The sequence below is a fragment of the Novosphingobium rhizosphaerae genome, from assembly GCF_050920675.1.
GTDB classification, from domain to species: domain Bacteria; phylum Pseudomonadota; class Alphaproteobacteria; order Sphingomonadales; family Sphingomonadaceae; genus Novosphingobium; species Novosphingobium rhizosphaerae.
This window is the reverse complement of sequence record NZ_CP137861.1, coordinates 362685-382350: the sequence shown is the minus strand read 5'-3', so window position 1 is coordinate 382350 and position 19666 is coordinate 362685. Positions and strand designations below refer to the sequence as shown.

14 protein-coding genes are annotated in these 19666 nt (G+C 67.8%); 3 read left to right on the top strand and 11 right to left on the bottom strand.

Annotation, left to right across the window (positions count from 1 at the left end):
* Positions 1-171 precede the first annotated feature (171 nt).
* Positions 172-324 (top strand): hypothetical protein, encoded by a 153-nt coding sequence (locus R9J51_RS01845; RefSeq protein ID WP_218847438.1) that lies wholly within the window; start codon positions 172-174, stop codon positions 322-324.
* Positions 325-410: 86 nt separating this feature from the next.
* Positions 411-656, top strand: coding sequence for a hypothetical protein (locus tag R9J51_RS01840; RefSeq protein ID WP_210425654.1), 246 nt, complete (start codon positions 411-413; stop codon positions 654-656).
* Positions 657-666: 10 nt separating this feature from the next.
* On the opposite strand, the gene R9J51_RS01835 is transcribed toward R9J51_RS01840, so the two are convergent.
* Genes R9J51_RS01835 through bioB form a run of 4 tightly spaced genes read right to left on the bottom strand, consistent with a single transcriptional unit; the run spans position 667 to position 4744 of the window.
* Positions 667-1920, bottom strand: a complete 1254-nt coding sequence (locus R9J51_RS01835; RefSeq protein WP_179505709.1) for an adenosylmethionine--8-amino-7-oxononanoate transaminase — start codon at positions 1918-1920, stop codon at positions 667-669.
* Complete coding sequence (gene bioD / locus R9J51_RS01830) at positions 1917-2537, bottom strand: dethiobiotin synthase (protein ID WP_179505708.1); 621 nt, start codon at positions 2535-2537, stop codon at positions 1917-1919. Before bioD ends, R9J51_RS01835 begins: the two co-directional genes overlap by 4 nt.
* A 1-nt stretch (position 2538) precedes the next feature.
* Positions 2539-3678 carry an 8-amino-7-oxononanoate synthase gene (locus R9J51_RS01825; RefSeq protein WP_179505707.1) on the bottom strand — a complete coding sequence of 380 codons (1140 nt, stop codon included), beginning with the start codon at positions 3676-3678 and terminating at the stop codon, positions 2539-2541.
* A 4-nt stretch (positions 3679-3682) separates the two neighbouring features.
* Complete coding sequence (bioB, locus tag R9J51_RS01820) at positions 3683-4744, bottom strand: biotin synthase BioB (RefSeq protein ID WP_168556237.1); 1062 nt, start codon at positions 4742-4744, stop codon at positions 3683-3685.
* A gap of 248 nt (positions 4745-4992) precedes the next feature.
* Here bioB and R9J51_RS01815 point away from each other — a divergent pair, with 248 nt between their 5' ends.
* Positions 4993-6288, top strand: a complete 1296-nt coding sequence (locus tag R9J51_RS01815; protein ID WP_248290596.1) for a nucleotide sugar dehydrogenase — start codon at positions 4993-4995, stop codon at positions 6286-6288.
* Here R9J51_RS01815 and R9J51_RS01810 read toward each other — a convergent pair.
* The 7 genes from R9J51_RS01810 to R9J51_RS01780 all read right to left on the bottom strand — a co-directional run bounded on the left by R9J51_RS01810 (position 6242) and on the right by R9J51_RS01780 (position 19545).
* Positions 6242-7570, bottom strand: a complete 1329-nt coding sequence (locus tag R9J51_RS01810; RefSeq protein ID WP_179505706.1) for a capsular biosynthesis protein — start codon at positions 7568-7570, stop codon at positions 6242-6244. The genes R9J51_RS01815 and R9J51_RS01810 overlap by 47 nt on opposite strands.
* A gap of 253 nt (positions 7571-7823) precedes the next feature.
* Complete coding sequence (locus tag R9J51_RS01805; RefSeq protein ID WP_179505705.1) at positions 7824-8834, bottom strand: glycosyltransferase family protein; 1011 nt, start codon at positions 8832-8834, stop codon at positions 7824-7826.
* 14 nt (positions 8835-8848) lie between these two features.
* A complete protein-coding gene (locus tag R9J51_RS01800) occupies positions 8849-9835 on the bottom strand; it encodes a hypothetical protein (protein WP_179505704.1) in 987 nt (328 codons plus the stop codon).
* Complete coding sequence (locus tag R9J51_RS01795) at positions 9835-10692, bottom strand: tetratricopeptide repeat protein (RefSeq protein WP_179505703.1); 858 nt, start codon at positions 10690-10692, stop codon at positions 9835-9837. The genes R9J51_RS01800 and R9J51_RS01795 overlap by 1 nt, the downstream gene beginning before the upstream one ends.
* A gap of 20 nt (positions 10693-10712) precedes the next feature.
* Positions 10713-11744 carry a GSCFA domain-containing protein gene (locus R9J51_RS01790; RefSeq protein ID WP_179505702.1) on the bottom strand — a complete coding sequence of 344 codons (1032 nt, stop codon included), beginning with the start codon at positions 11742-11744 and terminating at the stop codon, positions 10713-10715.
* Positions 11744-12829, bottom strand: coding sequence for a hypothetical protein (locus tag R9J51_RS01785; protein ID WP_179505701.1), 1086 nt, complete (start codon positions 12827-12829; stop codon positions 11744-11746). The genes R9J51_RS01790 and R9J51_RS01785 overlap by 1 nt, the downstream gene beginning before the upstream one ends.
* 5 nt (positions 12830-12834) lie before the next feature.
* Positions 12835-19545 (bottom strand): glycosyltransferase, encoded by a 6711-nt coding sequence (locus R9J51_RS01780; RefSeq protein WP_179505700.1) that lies wholly within the window; start codon positions 19543-19545, stop codon positions 12835-12837.
* Positions 19546-19666: the final 121 nt, after the last annotated feature.

Here is a 19666-nt window from a genome sequence, read left to right as displayed (position 1 = left end):
ATTTCACTTGCAATTATTGGCGTGATTTGCCATAAGCTGCGCATCGCCCCCTGTCATGGATGCAAATATCCTGGATGCATCAGGCGCCTGAGAGACCATCGCGCTCCCGCATCTGGCAGGAGAACGACCGTGGACCTCAATCATCTTCTTTTTCAGCATCAGGTTGCGGTGATGGATGCCCAAGCGCCGCGTGATCGCCGTGCGGGCAGCCGTTACGATCTCGTACGCCATTACGAAACGCGCATTGCCCGGCTGCGCCAGAAGCTGGGCGTTGCGGCCTATCCCGAATGGTTTGCCCAGCCGGACGCGCCCGCGGCGGCCTGATCGCCCAAACGCAATCGGGCGCATTTGCCCACGTTGCCCGTTTCGCAGGCCTTGCGAACCGGGTCTTCCGGCCAGGAGATTTCCCCATGACGGCAATTGTCACCACCCGCGCGCTCAACATTTCGGTCGAAGAGACGGCTGCGATCAAGCAATGCGAAGCCAAGTCGCTGCGCATCAGTTCGATCGAACCGCTCAAGTCGGGCGGCACCCACGTGGTTTTCTTGACGATCGAAGAGGCCGACAAGGCGCGCATCCTGTTCAAGTCCGCGATGCTGACCGGCCGCGTGGTTCGCTTCCCCTTCATGGGGGCTTCGACGCGCAGCGCTTACTGAGCTTGTGTGGTCAGCGGGGCAGGGCTGCCAGCCCTGCTTCCACCACATCGCCCACGCGCGCCAGATCCTCTGGCGTGATGCAATAGGGCGGCAGCACATAGACGGTGTTGCCCAGCGGGCGCAGCAGTACGCCGTTGTCGCGGGCAAAGCTCATCAGGTGCGGCGCCAGGGCAGAGAGATAGCCGCCATCGGGCGTGGCAAAGTCCACCGCGATGATCGTGCCGCAGCGGCGCGGGTTATTGGCGCCCGGCAGGCTGGCCAGCCGGTCCAGCAAGGCCTGCTGGTTCTGCGCCAGCGTGTCGATCCGCGCCTGTACCGGCTCCTCGCGCCAGATCGCCAGGTTTTCCACCGCCGCCGCGCAGGCGATCGGATTCGCCGTGTAGCTCGACGAGTGGTAGAACAACCTGGCTCGGTCGGTAGACCAGTGCGCGGCAAAGATCGGCTCCTGCGCCACCGTCACCGCCAGCGGCATCGATCCGCCGGTCAGGCCTTTGGCCAGGCACAGGATATCGGGCACCACGCCGGCCTGGTCACAGGCCAGCAGCGTGCCGGTGCGGCCAAACCCGGTCATCACTTCGTCGGCGATGAACAGCACGCCATGGCGGCGGCAGACCTCGGCCATCGCCGCCAGCACCGCGGGCGGGTAGAACAGCATGCCCCCGGCGCCCAGCACCAGCGGCTCCACGATCAGGGCGGCGGGCTTTTCGCGGCAGGCGGCTTCCAGCGCGGCAATGGTGTTGGCGCCATCGGCATGCGGAAACGGCACCGTGCCCACGTCGAACAGCAGCGGGGCATAGGCCGCGTTATAGACCCCGCGCTCTCCCACCGACATCGTGCCGATGGTATCGCCGTGATAGGAATGCTCCATCACCAGGATGCGGTCGCGCGCCTCGCCCGTGTTGGCCCAGAAACCCAGCGCCATTTTCAGTGCGACTTCCACGCAAGTGCTGCCGCTGTCGGAAAAGAACACGCGGGTCAGCGGCTCGGGCAACATGGCCACCAGGCCGCGCGCGGCGTCTTCGGCGGGTTGGTGCGTCCACCCGGCAAAGATCACCTGGTCGAGCTTTTCGGTCTGCGCGCGGATCGCGGCCATGATGCGCGGGTTGTTGTGCCCGTGCGTGGTCACCCACCAAGACGAGATCGCATCGATCACGCGGCTGCCATCTTCCAGGATCAGCGTCGCGCCTTCGCCGCGCGCCACCGTGGGGATCGGCAGGCCCAGGCCATGCTGCCAGAACGGATGCCAGACGGGCGATTGGCTCACGCGAAATCCTCCAGCGCAAAGCCTGTGGCAAAGGCTGTGGCCAGGGTTTGCGGTGTCAGCGGATCAAGCCGGTCCAGCCGGCCCAGCCGGCGGACTTTGCCCATGGCGGCAATCGTCTGCTCGTTGTCTTCGTTGGCCGCGCCGACAAAGGCGATGCCATGGATCGGGACCCCGCGCGCACGCAATGCTTCCACGGTCAGCAGGCTGTGGTTGATTGTGCCCAGGCCCGTGCGCGCAACGATGATGACCGGCAGGTTCCACCAGGCGAACAGATCGGCATAGAGCGTGCCGCGCGTGATCGGCACCAGCGCGCCGCCGGCGCCCTCGACCACCAGGTTGTCCAGCTCGGGCGGGGCCAGCCGGGCCGGATCGATCTGCAAGCCGTCCAGCTCTGCCGCGCGATGGGGGGAAAGTGGCTGAGTCAGGCGATAGGCTTCGGGCAGCACGCGCTTCGGCGGCAATTGCGCCAGGGTGGCCACGGTATCGCGGTCGGCGCCGTCATCCAGGCCCGATTGCACCGGCTTCCAGTAATGGGCGCCCAGCGCACTGGCCAGCGCGGCGCTGAACACGGTCTTGCCGATGCCGGTATCGGTTCCGGTCACGACATAGCGGGGCATGTCAAAGCACCTCCTCAAGCGTGGCAGCCAGCGCGTCCACATCGGCGGGGCTGGCGTTGAGCGTCAATGAAATGCGCAACCGGCTGGTGCCGTCCGGCACGGTGGGCGGGCGGATGCCGCGAATGTCGAACCCCGCCTGTTGCAACCGTGTCGCCACGGCCATGGTGCGCACATCGTCCTTTAAGATCAGCGGCATGACCTGGCTGCCGCTCACGCTGGCGCCCAAGGGACCAAGCACCCGTGCGGCATGGCCGATCAACGTGGCCAGCGCCGCGCGCCGCTCCGGTTCCTCGGCGCAGATGCGCAAGGCCTCGCGCACAGCGCTTGCCATCAGTGGGCTGGGCGCGGTGGAAAAGATGAACGGGCGGCCCCGGTTGACCAGGAAATCGCGCACCACGCGCGGCCCGCATACCAGCGCGCCTTCGCAGCCCAGCGCCTTGCCACAGGTGCGCAGCACGATCACGTCTTCCCGGCCATCGAGATGCGCGGCCAGGCCCCGGCCATCCGGGCCAAATACGCCGGTGGCATGGGCTTCGTCGATGATCAGGATCGCGCCGTACCGTTCTGCCACGGCGGCCAGGTCATCCAGCGGCGCGCGATCGCCATCCATCGAATAGAGGCTTTCGACGCACAGCCACAGGCGCCCCTTGTGGCCGTCCGCGCGCCATTCCCGTGCCAGGGTTTCAAAGGCATGGGCTTGGTTGTGCGCGGCCATGGCGGTTTGCGCGCGCGTCAGCCGCAGCCCTTCATGGACCGAGGCGTGGATCAATTCGTCACAGATCACCAGGTCATCGCGCTGCGGCAGGGTGGCGATCAGCGCCACGTTGCCGGCATAGCCCGCGCTGAACCACAGCGTGCTTTCGCAGCCAAAGAACGCGGCGGCTTGGGCCTCCAGCGCCTCGTGCTCGGGATCGTTGCCGCGCAGCAGGCGCGATCCGCCCGAACCCACCGCCACTCCGCGCGCCAGGGCATCGGCCACGGCGGCGCGCAGGCGCGGTGATTGCGCCAGGCCCAGGTAATCGTTGCTGGCAAAATCCACGCCCTGGCGCGGGGCAAGGCGGCGCAGGCGGGCGCGGCTTTCCAGTGCCGCCAGATCGGCGGACTGGGCCTGCCACAGATCCGTGGCGATCACGCTGTCCATGGGATCAGGCCGCGCAGCCGCCCGAGCAACCACCCACCGCCTTCATCGCGCGTAGCGGCTCTTCGCCTTCCATGGGCTTGAGGCCCAGGCGCGCGAACATTGCTGCGTCGCTGTCATCGCCCGCGTTGGGCGCGGTCAGCAGCTTGTCGCCGGTGAAGATCGAGTTGGCGCCCGCCAGGAAGCATAGTGCCTGGGTCGCCTCGCTCATGCTTTCGCGACCGGCCGAAAGGCGCACCATCGAGAGCGGCATGGTGATCCGCGCCACGGCCACGGTGCGCACGAATTCGATGTCATCGATCTTGGCCAGCGGCGTATCGGCCAGCATGTCGCCCAGCACGGTGCCCTTCACCGGCACCAGCGCGTTGACCGGCACGCTTTCCGGGTGCTGTTCCAGCGTGGCCAGCGCGTGGACGAAGCCGACGCGATCGGCGCGGGTTTCACCCATGCCCACGATGCCGCCCGAACAGACGTTGATCCCTGCTTCGCGCACCACGCTCAAGGTATCGAGCCGGTCCTGGAACGTGCGGGTGGTGATCACCTCGTTATAGCGTTCGGGCGAGGTATCAATGTTGTGATTGTAGTAATCCAGGCCGGCTTCGGCCAGTTGAGCAGCCTGATCGGGGGTGAGCATGCCCAGCGTCATGCAGGTTTCCATGCCCATTTCGCGCACGCCTTTCACCATCTGCACGATGGCGCCCATGTCGCGGTCCTTGGGGTTGCGCCAGGCCGCGCCCATGCAGAACCGCTTGGACCCGGCATCGCGCGCCTGGGCCGCCGATTGCAGCACGGCCTGCACATCCATCAGCTTGCTGGCGGCAACGCCGCTGTCGGCCTTCACGCTTTGCGAGCAATAGCCGCAATCTTCGGGGCAGCCGCCGGTCTTGATCGACAGCAGCGTGCACAGTTGCACTTCGCCCGCGCGATGGTGATCGCGGTGCACGGCCGCGGCGCGGAACACCAGTTCGGTAAACGGCAGGTCGAACAGCGCGGCGATTTCCTCGCGGCTCCAGTCGGTGCGCACCGCCGGGTTGGTGGCGGGGGCTTCGAGCGTGGCAAGGTCGGACATCGGGCGACTCCGTTCGGAATGAGCGGGAGGGAAACGGTTTAATCGTGCCCTTAGTCAAACTGCGCAGACAGGGGAAGGCCCACCGTTGCACGCCTTGAAAGGCTGCACCAAACCTGTCGGCTTGGACAGGTGCGGCAACGGCGCATTCCGCTTGGCCTCGACAGCGCCAAAATCCAATCCATTTGCGGATTGGTAACGCCATGGGATTATGGCCAAAGATTGTTGGCGTAAGCAGGAATGGAACAGGCGTGCAGGGCAACGGGGTGTTTTCGCAAAAGATCGGTGTGGTCGGGCTTGGTTATGTTGGCTTGCCGCTGGCCATTGCCTTTGCCCGCAAGTTTGCCGTGGTCGGCTTTGACGTCAGCGCGCACCGCATTGCCACGCTGCGCGCGCATCACGATTATACAGGGGAGGTTTCGGCGCAGGATCTGGCCGCGTCTTCGCTGGTCGTGACCGACGATGCCGCCGCGCTGGCCGATTGCCCGGTAATCATCGTCACGGTGCCCACGCCCGTGGACGAAAGCCGCCGCCCTGATTTCACGCCCGTGCGCATGGCCTGCGAAACGCTGGGCAAGGTGATCCGCAAAGGCACGGTGATCGTGTTCGAATCGACCGTCTATCCCGGCGCCACCGAGGAAGTCTGCGCGCCCACGATCGAGGCGGTTTCGGGCCTGAAAGCCGGGCAGGATTTCAAGCTGGGCTACAGCCCCGAACGCATCAATCCAGGCGACAAGGATCACCCGTTCGAAAAGATCGTCAAGGTCGTGGCCGGTGAAGATCAGGAAACGCTGGACCTCCTGGCCGATCTCTATGGCGCGGTGGTGGAGGCCGGCATCCACAAGGCCAGCTCGATCAAGGTAGCCGAAGCCGCCAAGGTGATCGAGAACACCCAGCGCGACATCAACATCGCCTTGATGAACGAGATTTCCAAGATCTGCGACCTCGTTGGCATTCGCACCAGCGAAGTGCTGGCGGCCGCGGGCACCAAGTGGAATTTCCTGCGCTTCTATCCTGGCCTGGTCGGTGGCCACTGCATCGGCGTCGATCCCTATTACCTCACCGCCAAGGCCGAGCAGCTGGGCTATCACCCGCAGGTGATCCTCGCCGGGCGGCGCATCAACGACGGCATGGGGGCGTATATTGCCCAGCGCACGGTCAAGATGCTGGCCGGTGCCGGTTGCGCCCTCAAGACCGCGCGGGTGGGCATCCTGGGGCTGACGTTCAAGGAAAACGTCCCCGATATCCGCAATTCCAAGGTGGAAGACATCTGGCGTGAATTGAAGGACTTCGGCATCGCGCCCCTGGTTCACGATCCCCTGGCCGAACCGGCCGCCGCAGCGCATGAATTCGGCATCACGTTGTCTTCGCTGGACGATTTCACCGGGCTTGATGCGGTCATCTATGCCGTCTCGCATCGTGAATATGCCGCACTGGGCGGGGATGCCATTGCCGCCATGCTGCGCCCGGGTGGTGTGCTGGTCGATGTGAAATCGGCGCTCAAGCCACAAGCGCTTCCCGAGGGGGTGCAATACTGGAGCCTGTGAGCGGCACCGGCGGTCTTGCCATGGGCCGCCATCCCGCCGCCGCCGCCCATCCGGGCGGCGGCGGCAGAGCTTGTGCAAGGCCCGTGGCCGTGCCCTGCACCACGCGGCGGTAAAAGCTGCCGTTGATCTGGGCGCGCGCCAGGATCAGCGCGTGGAAACGGCGCCACAACGCCGGATCGGGCACGGCCAGCGGCGCTTCGTGCCAAAAGCGGTGCAGCGGCCCTTGATAGGTCAATCCCGGTATGTCGTAGAATGCCGTGCCCACGGCCTTGGTGGCGCGGCCCTGGGCCAGCGCGCTCAACCCCACGGTGCTGTTGATCGTGATCACGCCACGGCAATGCTGCAACAGTAACAGCGTGGGCTGATCGTGCAGGCACAGCACCCGCCCGGCGCAGCCATGGCGTGCGGCTTCATCGGCCACCATGGCGCGATAATCACGGTATCCCCGGTCCATCGGGTGATGCTTGATCACCAGCAGGCAATCGGGCGGGGCATGGCGGGCAAACGAGGCGATCGTGCTGGCGATGAACCCGGCCACGCCGCCGGTGGCGGCATGATGCAGCACTTGCGAATCGTTGTGCACCTGCAACGGCACCATGAACCAGCGGCCGCTCGCCGGGCCGGTCAGGCGCGCCAGCATGCCGCGCTGGGCCAAGGCGCAAAGCGGCTTGCGCCAGGCCGAACGCAACCAGGGCAGGGCCTGTACCAGGGCCAGTGGCCGATGGTGGACATAGTGCGGAAACCGCCAGGCGAGCAGCGCACCCACCGCGAAATAGAGCACCGCCCACCAAGCCATGCGCCAGAACGTGGCCGGCACCGGAACCAGGGACGGGGACGCTGGCGATGCCGGTGCGGCCAGAATACCCGTCGCATCGCGTGGCAAGGCGCTGTCGGCGTTCACCCCACCCCATTCGAATGTCACATGGTGCGGACGCAGATAGCCTTCCTCGAACACCCCCACCGCCACCCCCAGCCGGGCGCAGGCCGCACGCGCGCCTTGGTGCACCGGGCGGCAATCGCCGAACAGCAGCACGCAATCGATCTGCCATTGGTCCAGTTGCTGCTCCAGCCAGGCCGGCCAATCGGCCATTTGCCCGCGCCAGGCGATTCCCCCGGGAAAGAACACCTGGTCCCCGGCGTGGAAATTGACTTTCCACACCTGGGCCCCGGCGGCGCGCAGGTCCCGCGCTAGGTGGGCAAAGAACGGTCCCACTGGCCCTTGCAACAGCAAGATCCGCTTGCCGGCAAACTGCGCCCAGCCGTCGCGGTCATGGTCGTTCACCTTTGCACTCCCGATCCATCATGCCTTGTGGTTCAGGCCAGGCAGGATGGCGGCCATCACGGGCACCAACCAGTGCGGAAACAACCGTTTCGCAGGCAGTAAGCGGTTGGTTTTTCGGCGCAGGTGCGTCCTGTGATGGTGCATGCGGCCTGGGCGAGAGCGTCACGCAATCAGGCTGGCGCCCGATGAAGCGCAAGGACCGCTTCGATATGGACCCAACGGCATCCCGTGGAGATGGGCAAGGGTCGGTCTTTCAGACGCCGGCCACTGCCGCCAGTTGCGCCAGCCGGCTATCCCAAGTGTGATGCGCGGCCACATGGGCGGCGCCGGCGCGCGCGCGCTCCAAGTCTTGCGCGCTGGGCCCGTGGCGCAGGCGGGCAAACAGGTCGCGCGCATGGGCGGCATCGCGCACCACGTGGCAAAATTCGGCAAACAGCGTGTCTACCGATCGCGCCGCTGAAGTGACGGCAATGCCCCCGCAGGCGAGGATTTCCACCAGGCGGCGGGAAAACATCGTGGCCGAATCCGTCACCGTGTTGACGTTGAGCGAGACCAGGTTTTCCTTGTAGATTCGCGCCGTTTCGATGTGCGCCACCGCCGGGTGCACTTCCAGCCCGCACCGTGCCGGATAGCGATAGATGCGCGATGGCCGTTCCGAATTGCGATCATACACGGTCAGGCCCAGCCCGGTGTCCAGCGCGGCGGAAAAGGCCATGTCCTGCCATGCACGGCGGGCGGGATGCACGTGGGTGGAATAGCTGCCCACGAAGTTCGCCTGGTTGCGGGCAAAGGCAAACCCGGTGAAGCGATGATAGGCCGGCTGCACCGGAAACGGCATGACGTGGACCGAAGCATCCGCGCCCATCAATGTGCGATAACGGGCCAGGCAATTGGCGTCGACTGTGAACACGTGGTCAAACAGCCTGGCACTGGCGATGAAACGCTGAAAGTGGACGCCGTCTTCCTTGTTCCAGAACACCGTGGGAATGCCCATGTCGCGCGCGGTGTGCACCAGCACGCGCAGCCGCCGGATCGAACGCAGCCAAGAGCCTGGATAGCTGGCCACGCGGTATCGCCAGGTCTGCTCCCATCCCGCCCAGGCGCTTTCAACCAGCAGCAGATCGGGCCGGTTGGCAGCAAGCAACCGATGGAAACCCTGCGCGGTGGCCAGCGCGGGCACGTCCAAGATGCGGCATTCGGGCACCAGGCAGGCGCGGGTCAACTCGTCGGCCACCAGCGCGATCTTGAGCGAAGCGTTCGGCATGGCGGGGCACTCCTTCAAGGCAGGGTCTGGCCACGGTCGAGCAGAAAACGGGGCGCGCCGGCGCTGCCGGGTGGGCACCACGGGCGGGGCACGCGCGATCCGCGCACCAGCACGCGGCGGTCTGCCGGCAGATTGCCAAAATCGTTGCCGGTCACGGTGATGCCGGTCGATGGACATTCGCCGCCAGCCTTGGTGCATTCGCTGGTGCGGTCCATGTCGCAGAACCATTCCTCGATTCCCGGCGCGCCGTCGGCATCGCGGAAATGGTTGGCGCGGATCGTGGCGCCCCCCGAATCATCGCGCAGTTTGATCGCGCTGCCGCAGAAATCCTGGAACGTGTTGCCCTCGACCCGGGCACCGGTGGAATGGCTGGCCAGATAGATCGCGTGGAGCCCGCCGCAAGTGTCGCGCGGCGTGTTGCGGATGGTGTGGAAAAACACCCCGCGCACCACGGTATCCTTGGCGTTGACCAGGCGGATTGCGGCGGTCGATGGCTTGGCTGTGCCCGCATCGCTGCCGATCTGCGCCAGGACCAGGTTTTCCAGCACCGTGCCGCGGTTGAACGCGGCCGGATCGTTGCGGTTGCCGTTGAGGCTGATCGCGGTGGCATAGCGGGCCACGCGCAAGGCCTGCACGGTGAGGCCGCTATCGCGTCCTTCAGCCCCGCGATAGTGCAGCCAGGTGCTGGTGCCATCGCCCAGGAAGGCGGGAAAGGCTGCCGGGTCGCTGGCCGTCCCGGCAATCGTCAGGCGGCCTTGCAGCCGGCGCCCGTCGATGTCCACGCTTTGCCCGCGATAGACTCCGGGCAGCACGATCACACGTGTTTCCTCTCCCGCTGGCGCTTGCTGCGCGCGTGCCACGGCGGCGGCCAGCGTGGACAGCGGTGTCTGGGCAGTGCGGCCATCGGCCTGGTCGTTGCCGGTCGGGGCCAGATAGAGCGTGGCCGCTTGCGCCGCCATCGGCAGCAGTACCAGCGCCATGGCGGCCAAGAGCCGGCGCATCAGGCTGCCTCCGCCAGTGGCAGGCGCAGCGCGAGTGTCGTGCCAAACCTGGCGTTATAGCCCGCAATGGCCATATCCAGGCGCGTGGCGTGGCGTGCCATGGCGGCGTGATCCTCGCTGCACAGCAGCTTGGCCCGCGCGCCGCCGGTGGCACGCTCGGTGGCGTTGCGATTGTCGACCGTGGCCACGAACCGCGCCAGTTCTTCTTCGCTTGCCACCACGCCCAGCGGCGCGAACAGATGCCGGCCCAGCCAAGCCGGCTTGTTGGCGGCCGCGATGAACGCGTCGAGATCGAGCGGGCTGATCGCCGTTTCCAGGCCATCTGGCGCCAAGTCATGAGGAGATCGCGCATCGGCAATGGCGCGCGCTTGGTCCAGGCTGTTGCAATAGCGTTCCACGAATTGGTCCATGCCATCGGAAAACCACGGCATCGCCTTGAGCGAGAGCCAGCAATCGGCCGGATTGCGGACGCAGTGCAACCAGGCCAGGCGACGGAAGGCAGGGCGCGCGATGGCTGCGATCGCCGCGCTCTGGCGCTCCATCTGTGGGCATTTGAACCCGTGGATGTCGGCGCCCGGCTTGGTCAGCCGCTTGGCCTTGGACAGCAGCGCGAACAGATCGATCGCCCCCTGCGCACGCTTTTGCCGGTAATAGCTGGCGGCATAGCCACTGGCATAGGCACGATCGCCCGCCTCCAGCGTGGCGCGGATCGTGCCCACCAGGGCGCTGCGGATTTCCCCCTGCAGGCACAGGCGCGGATGGGCATTGAGGAAATCGGCAAACTGGCGCGTCCCGCAGCGGGGCATCCCGCACAGCACGACAAACGTTTCCAATGGCAGGCGTTGGGGCACGGGCACAGGGCTATCGTCCTTGTGGTTCAGAGCGTTTCGGTGATGCGGCCTTCTTCGCAGATTGCTTCGGGCGCTCGCTCGGCGGTGTGGCCGGGCGGGGCAAAGACATTGGCCAGCGGCCCGGAAAAGAAATGGCGCATGACCAGGTCCACCCCCATCGGGTTCACCGTGCGCAGATCGGGGTTGAAGAACAGGCCCCGGCTGGGATGGCCCGCGATGATCTCGTAGCTGGGGAAATACGTGGTGTCGGGCAGGTCGGCGGCCAGGTCTCCCGCCGCCGCGCGCAGCACGGATTTGGAATAGACCGTGGCGGGCAGGACATGGCCGCCGCTGGCCGTGGCCATCAACGGAACCGGGGAAACGGTCAGCAGCATGCGCGCACCGGGATTGATCTCTTTCACCAGCGCCCAGAACGCGGTCATGTCGGCCACCACCTCGCCATGCCGCATGTTGCGAAACGCGTGGGCGGCGGGGTCGAAACTGCCCGCGATGGTGCCCGGCGCCGTGGGATAGGCCGTGCCATCCACCAGGCTTTCCCAGCATTCGGTCAGCCCCAGGGTAAACACCAGCACGTCCATGGTTTCCAGCATGGTGCGCACCGCGCCCAGGTGCAGCCGCCTGGCCAGATGCACGGTTTCCGGTGTGGCATGGCCGGCCGGATCCACCGCCGGGCGCAGCGCATCGTAAAAGCGTCCCTCGCGTTCCCACACCACTTCGGCCGGGCGGCGCAGGCCCAGCGCTTCCTGGGCCAGTTGCAGCATCTGCCGGGCGGTATAGACATTGCCATAACGGCACGAAAACACGCCATAGCCGAACCGCCGCGCTTCGGCTGCATCGGCAAAGACCGGTGGCGGCGGTTCACAATCCAGGAAATGCGCGCCACGCATGGCCAGGGCATGGCCGATATGCTGGGCAAAGCAACTGCCCGCCGTGGCGATGCAATCCTCCGGGTTCAAGGCGATCGGGTCCCACACATCGGTCATATCGGCCAGGTGGTGCTCGGCCACGGCGCTTTTCCAAAAGGCGCGGGCATCGCGTCCGCGATAGGGATTGTGCATCAGGCGGCTTCCTTGCTGGCATCGGCCGGGTTGACCGGTGCGGGCGGCTCATCTTCGGGTTCGTGTGGGGGCTGGGCTGCCGGTGCTGCGGCGGCAGGGTGGCGCGCCAGCCAGGCTTCCAGGCGGGCACTTGCCGAGAGCGTCTGGGGCGGGTTGAGGAGCGCCGTGTCGCCGGGGGCCTTCGCCTTGCCGCGGCGGCGGGCGGGGGCGCTTCGGGGCACACCCGCCTGGCGCAAGGCGTGCCAGGTATCCAGCAGGTCGGCCGGCATCGTGGTCGGGCTGATCACCGCTGCGCGCAGCCAGGTGGCATAGGCTTCGCGCGGCAGGGCGTGGCCGTGAACCCCATGAAAATCGGTGTGGAACAGCACCCGATCGGCATTGCCCCGGCCAGCCACAGCCGCTGCGAACGGTAGCATGTGCGCGCGCCAGTGATGGCGGTCGCCCATCGATTGGGCATAGATCACCGTGTTGGCAAAACCCGCACCATAAAGTGCCGTGCAATCGGCCAGGGTTACGCGTTCCAGCGCGGCATTGTCGGCCAATGCCGGCCAGCACCCTTCACGATAGGCCGTGACCGAGGGAGCATGATAGCGGGCGATGCGGGTCTGCGGATTGCCGACCACGGCGATCGATCCGGGCATGGCATGCGATTGCGCCAGCGCGGCAAACCCACCGCCAGACGTGCCGAAAAAGATCGTGCGTTCCACGCCCCAGGCCTTGGCCATTTCGGCAAAGGCGCGGCGCAGCAGGGCCGGGGTGTCGAAATCCTGGTGCCCGGCAAACCAGGCGATTCCGAAATCGCCGGGCAATTGCAGCGAAGGGTCGCTGACCGCCACCTGGATGCAATCGGCCAGATCGGGATTGAAGCCGTTGAACACCGGCCTTCCGCGCCGCGCGGCATCGGCGGCGCCATGCAGCGTGACCAGCATGCGCGTGGCGCCTGGCACATGACGCACGCGGAAATGCAGGGGCAGGCAGTCCGGCCGGCCCGTGCTCAGCAAGCCGCCAGTGCGCACATTGAACCGATTGTCGCCCGGCGTCGCCTGGCCCAACTTGCGCCGCAGGCTGCGTACGAATGCGGTCATGTTGGTCATTCCGCTGCCTCTGCCAGAGTGTTGCCGGGGGCCTGCGCCAGATCGTGCTGCATCAGGGCAACGGCCTGCTCACCCACGCCCAGCCAGGTTCGCTCTGCCTCCACCCAGCGCCGGCCGCGCCGCCCCAGCGCCGCGCGCAACGCCGGATCACCGATCAAGCGCGCCAACGCCTGGGCCAAGCTCGCCACGTCACCCTTGGCAAAGGCAAGGCCGGTGTCCTCATGCGCGATCATTTCGGCAAGGGCGCGCACATCGGACACCACCACCGCCTTTTCCATGGCCAGCGCTTCCAGCGGCTTCATCGGCGAAACCATCTCGCACACCGGCCAGGGCTTGCGCGGAAAGGGGCACACGTCGATCAGCGAATACCAGCTTTCCACCTCGTCATGCGGCACCCGCCCGGGCATGATCAGCCACTCGGCAAAGCCACCTCGCGCGGCAATATCGGCAATTGCCTCGGCAATCGGTCCGCGCTCGCTGCCGCTGGTGTTTTCGCTGCCCACCAGCAGCAGGCGGAACGCATGGCCCTGCGCCTTGAGCAGCGCGCAGGCGGCGGCCAGGTCGTCCAGCCCTTCGTAATCCACGAAAGTGCCGACATAGCCAATCACCTGCACGTCGGCGGGAATCCCCAGCGCATGCGCGCGGGCAATATCGCGCGGACGGGGGGTGAAGCGGGCCGGGTCGCAGGAATTGGGCAGCAACGCGATCTTGCCCGGCTCCACCCCGCGCGCCACCAGTTCTTCCGCCATCGGGCCGGTCAGGGTAAAGACTTGGTCGGCCGCCTGGGCGATGGCCGCTTCAAGCCTTTCCTGCACTTGGTAGGCCGGCGTCGCGCGATAGCTTTCCTCGCGAGACATCTTGGTCACTTCCCAAAAGCCCCGCACCTCATAGGCAAACGGAATGCCCAGCCGCCGCGCCGCGATCAGCGCGGGCAGCGCCACCAGGTGGTTCGACGCGGCCATGACCAGCGCCGGGCGCAGCGCGCGATAGCGTTCCTCCAGCGCGCGCGCCGCAGCGGGAATGTAATGGACATAGCGCATGTCGATGCGCGCGGGGTTGGGCGTGCGCAGATAAGTGATCCCGTCGATCACCTCGGCCTCCGGCACATCGCCATCGGCCAGGCCCGCCACGGCATCGTAGGGAAAGCCCGGCCGGGTCATTGCCAGAACCTCGCACCCCGCGGCGGCCATGCCGCAGGCCAGGCCATGGGTGCGCGTGGCATAGCCTCCGGTGGCATAGGGCAGGCTGTTATGCAGCATATAGCACACCCGGCCCGGCACCGGGGCCAGCGCGCGGGTACGGCGCGGGGTGATCAGGTGCAACAGGTCAAGCTGTCCGGCCATGCCCTGGGCCAACCGCTCGATACGGGCCTGGGCTGCGCGGTCGGCCCGCGCATCGGGATGATGGCGCATTTCCAGCATCCATTGCGCGCAATGGTCAAACGCCCCGGCACGCTGGGCAGCGGCATAGGCGCCTGCCAAAGTGGCAAGCCCGCGGTCCAGCCCGACGGCTTCCTCCGCGGCGCACAACTCAGCAGTTCCGGCGCCCGCTTCGCCTGCGGCCTTGCCCAGCCGTAGCCATTCGCGCGCGGCCTGAGCGGCATCGGTAAAGGGCGCGGTGGCCATGGCGGCACGCGCCGGTGCCGGATTTGCGTGTGTCAAAGCGGCGATCAGGCTTTCCGCATCCGGCACGATCCACCCGTCACCGCTCGGTTCGGCAAGGTCGCCCCCTCCATCCTGCGCGTCGATATCGCGGCTGGGCAAGGTTTGCACGACGGCGTTGGCGATAGTGTTCCAATCGCGATTTGCGGCGGCGTGGGAGCGCGCGGCCTGGCCCAGTTGCTGGGCGAGGGCGGGATCGGTGGCGAGCGTGGCGATGGCGCGGGCGAGGTCTGCGGCGTGGTCGGGGGTGAAGAACAGGGCGGTCTCGCCGTGCTGCGCCTCGGCGCGGAACACGGGCAGGTCCGGCACCACGGCGGGCAGGCCCAGGGCCATGGCCTCGACCAGCTTGATCGGTGGCACCAGTTCGGTCACGTCGCTGCGCCGGCGCGGCAGGCAGGCGATGTGGCAGGCGGCCATGCGCGCGCGGGCCTGCGCCGGATCGAGGCGGCCGGTAAAGGTGACGGCCTGGGCCAGGCCCAGCCGCTGGGCCTGTTCCTTCAGGCTCGCCCGCAAGGGCCCATCGCCCATCACCAACAGGTCGATATCCAGGCCTTGTACCTTGAGCAGGGCCAAGGCCTCGATCAGCAGGTCGAGCCCTTCATAGCTGACCAGCGCCCCGGCATAGCCGATCGTGGTGCGCGGCAGTGGATCGGCCGAAATGCTTGCAAAGCCGGCGCTATCGATGCCGTTGGGCAGCAGCGCCACGCGCGCGGGATCGAGGCGCCACTGCGCGATCACATGATCGGCCAGGGGCTGCGAGATGGCAAAGACGCGAGTCGCCGCACGGGCCACGAAGGCTTCCAGTTCCAGGCCCAGGGCATGGCGCTCGGTGCCGGCAAAGCCGGGCACATTGGCCGCGCGGCTCATTTCCCACAGGCCGCGCAGCTCGTAGTGGAAGGGAATGCCCAGGCGGCGTGCGGCAAGCAGGGCAGGCAGGGCATTGACATGGTTGGAGGCCGCCTGGATCGCGGCGACACGGCGGGCCTTGGCCAGGCGGGCGATGCCGATGCTGGCGCGCTCGATATAGATGTCGAGCGGCAGCGACTGGCTGGGCTGGCGCAAGTGCTGCCAATCGAGGCCATCATGGCGGGTGGCCAGCGCCTCGGGCGTGCCGGCGCTATCGGCGCGGTCCCACGGATATCCGGCGCGGGTAAGGGCGACCAGGTCCACGCCTTGCGCGGCCAGCGCCTGCAACAGCGCCTGGGTGCGGGTGGTATAGCCGCTGGTGTGCCAGGGCAGGGCGCTCGCGGCGCAATAGAGCAGGCTTTGCGGGCGCGGGTCATAGGCCGGCGCCGCCACCGGCGGCAGTTCGGGCAGGGCTTGCGCCATGGCGGCGAGCGCCAGGATCTGCTGCGCGCGGCTGCTTTCCGATGCGCTCAGCCCCACATCCTGTGGCAGGCCCTGGAGCAGCGCTGCCGGCCGCGTCAGTTCCCCCGCATCGTGCAGGCGAAACGCCAGCCACTTCGCCCGCCACGGCTGCGGATCGGCGTCGTGCGCGGCCAGCCCAAGCCGTGCGGCTTCATGAGGGTCTGTGTCCTGCACCGTGCGCGCTTGTTCGGTAAGCCTGCGGGCCAGGGCTTGGGCCTCGCTGCGGCGGTGCGCTTCTTCGGCGGCGGCCAGCGCTTCGGGATCGGGTGCCGGTTCGGGCGCGGGTGGATTGAGAATCCGTTCGATGCGGCCGCGTTCCGATCGGCTCATCGCCAGATCGGCCGGCAGGGATTGCAACAGGTGCACGGCGCGGGCCGGATCGCCTGCTTCATGCCAGCGGAACGCCAGCCACTTGGCGCGCCAAGGTTGTGGATCGAGTGTCTGCGCCTCTTCCGCCAGGGCAATCGCGGCGGGCAGGTCGCTGGTGTACAGCGTGCGCGCCTGCCGGGTCAGCGCGTCGGCACGGTCCAGTGCCTGCGCCCGGCGCCGCGCTTCTTCTGCCTCGGCCGGGTCAGGCATCGGCTTGGAAGCACGGGGGGTGAGAATCTGGCGAATCCGGCTCCGTTCCGAACGGCTCAGCGCCAGATCGGTGGGCAGGGCTTGCAACAGCTGAGTGGCCCGCGCCGTATCACCTGCTTCGTGCCAGCGGAACGCCAGCCATTTGGCCCGCCAAGGTTGCGGGTCGAGGGCCTGCGCTTCTTCCGCCAGCGCAATCGCGGTGGGCAGGTCACTCGCATAGACGGCGCGGGCCTCGCGGGTCAGTGCCTCGGCGCGTCGCTGCGCTTGTGCCCGGCGCTGCGCTTGTTCGGCGGCAGCCAAGGCGGCCGGGTCGGGAGCCGGTTCGGCTGTCGGCGCTGGCGCCACGGTAGGTGAGGCGAGTATCTGGTCGATGCGGCTCCGTTCCGAACGGCTCAGCGCCAGATTGGCCGGGAGGGCTTGCAGCAGTTGCGCCGCGCGCACCGTATCGCCCGCTTCATGCCAGCGGAATGCCAGCCATTTGGCCCGCCAGGGTTGCGGGTCGAGGGCCTGCGCCTCTTCCGCCAGCGCAATCGCGGCGGGCAGGTCGCTGGCATAGAGCGCGCGGGCTTGGCGGGTCAGCGCCTCGGCGCGTTGCAGTGCCTGCGCCCGGCGCTGCGCTTGTTCGGCGGCAGCCAAGGCGGCCGGGTCGGGAGCCGGTTCGGGAGTTGGCGCTGGCGCTATGGTGCGTGGGGCGAGGATCTGGTCGATGCGGCTCCGTTCCGAACGGCTCAGCGCCAGATTGGCCGGAAGGGCTTGCAGCAGTTGCGCCGCGCGCACCGTATCGCCCGCTTCATGCCAGCGGAATGCCAGCCATTTGGCCCGCCAGGGTTGCGGGTCGAGGGCCTGCGCCTCTTCCACCAGGGCAATCGCGGTGGGCAGGTCGCTGGCATGGAGCGCGCGGGCCTGGCGGGTCAGCGCCTCGGCGCGTTGCAGCGCTTGTGCCCGGCGCTGCGCTTCTTCGGCAGCGGCCAAGACGGCCGGTTCGGGCGTGGGTTCGGGCTCCGGCTCTGGCTCTGCTTGTGGCAATGTGTGCACGACGGCGTTGGCGATGGTGTTCCAATCGCGATTTGCGGCGGCGTGGGCGCGCGCGGCCTGGCCCAGTCGCTGGGCGAGGGCGGGATCGGTGGCGAGCGTGGCGATGGCGCGGGCGAGGTCTGCGGCGTGGTCGGGGGTGAAGAACAGGGCGGTCTCGCCGTGCTGCGCCTCGGCGCGGAACACGGGCAGGTCCGGCACCACGGCGGGCAGGCCCAGGGCCATGGCCTCGACCAGCTTGATCGGTGGCACCAGTTCGGTCACGTCGCTGCGCCGGCGCGGCAGGCAGGCAATGTGGCAGGCGGCCATGCGCGCGCGGGCCTGCGCCGGATCGAGGCGGCCGGTAAAGGTGACGGCCTGGGCCAGGCCCAGCCGCTGGGCCTGTTCCTTCAGGCTCGCCCGCAAGGGCCCATCGCCCATCACCAACAGGTCGATATCCAGGCCTTGTACCTTGAGCAGGGCCAAGGCCTCGATCAGCAGGTCGAGCCCTTCATAGCTGACCAGCGCCCCGGCATAGCCGATCGTGGTGCGCGGCAGTGGATCGGCCGAAATGCTTGCAAAGCCGGCGCTATCGATGCCGTTGGGCAGCAGCGCCACGCGCGCGGGATCGAGGCGCCACTGCGCGATCACATGATCGGCCAGGGGCTGCGAGATGGCAAAGACGCGAGTCGCCGCACGGGCCACGAAGGCTTCCAGTTCCAGGCCCAGGGCATGGCGCTCGGTGCCGGCAAAGCCGGGCACATTGGCCGCGCGGCTCATTTCCCACAGGCCGCGCAGCTCGTAGTGGAAGGGAATGCCCAGGCGGCGTGCGGCAAGCAGGGCAGGCAGGGCATTGACATGGTTGGAGGCCGCCTGGATCGCGGCGACACGGCGGGCCTTGGCCAGGCGGGCGATGCCGATGCTGGCGCGCTCGATATAGATGTCGAGCGGCAGCGACTGGCTGGGCTGGCGCAAGTGCTGCCAATCGAGGCCATCATGGCGGGTGGCCAGCGCCTCGGGCGTGCCGGCGCTATCGGCGCGGTCCCACGGATATCCGGCGCGGGTAAGGGCGACCAGGTCCACGCCTTGCGCGGCCAGCGCCTGCAACAGCGCCTGGGTGCGGGTGGTATAGCCGCTGGTGTGCCAGGGCAGGGCGCTCGCGGCGCAATAGAGCAGGCTTTGCGGGCGCGGGTCATAGGCCGGCGCCGCCACCGGCGGCAGTTCGGGCAGGGCTTGCGCCATGGCGGCGAGCGCCAGGATCTGCTGCGCGCGGCTGCTTTCCGATGCGCTCAGCCCCACATCCTGTGGCAGGCCCTGGAGCAGCGCTGCCGGCCGCGTCAGTTCCCCCGCATCGTGCAGGCGAAACGCCAGCCACTTCGCCCGCCACGGCTGCGGATCGGCGTCGTGCGCGGCTTGCGCGGCCTGGGCCGCAGCCACCGGATCGCTATGGCGCATCGCGCGAGCGCGGGCGGCATGGGCATCGGCCCGTGCGGCGCGGGCGCGCTGTTCCTGCTGCTGCGCTTTCTTGCGGGCGCGCTCTTCTGCCCGAGCCAGAGTGGCAGGGGTCATCGGCGGCAGGGGGGCGAGCGGCGCTGCGGTTGGTGCTTCGTCCCGATCGGGCACGACATCAGGCGGGCCGACCGGCGGATCGGTGGCGGCTTCTGCCAGGGGAACGCCGGCCAGCGGCAAGTCTGCATCGCGCTTGCTTGCGGGCCGGCGCAGCGGCAGCAGTCCACCAGGTAGCGCCAACCAGCGGCCCGGTTTGCGCAAGCCGTGGAGCAGCGTCTCGCCCAGGCGATAGGCCGGCGATCCCTGCAATTGGCACAGGCGGGTTTCATAGGCCGCCACGGTGCGTTCGTGGCGTTCGGCCTGGCGCATGGTGGCAAGGCGGGCATGTTCGGCGGCCGCGCGCCAGGCTGCGCTTTCGGCCTTAATGGCGGCCAGATCGGCTGCCAGCAGGGTGGCATCGCCCCGCGCGGCGCAGCCGGTCAGCAGGAATGCCCCAGCCGCGCCAGCCTGGAGGCCGTCTGCCGAGACATGGCCACTCTGGGCCACTTGCGCATGCTGTGCTGCGCCTGCCGTTTCCATTGGAGCGGCGGGCGCCAGCACGGCATTTGCCGCAGGGCCGGGTACAGACGCGTCTCGGGTTGGCGTTTCGATCATCGGCTCCCCACGGCGCCCCGATCGACCGGGGCTTGCACAGTTGTGG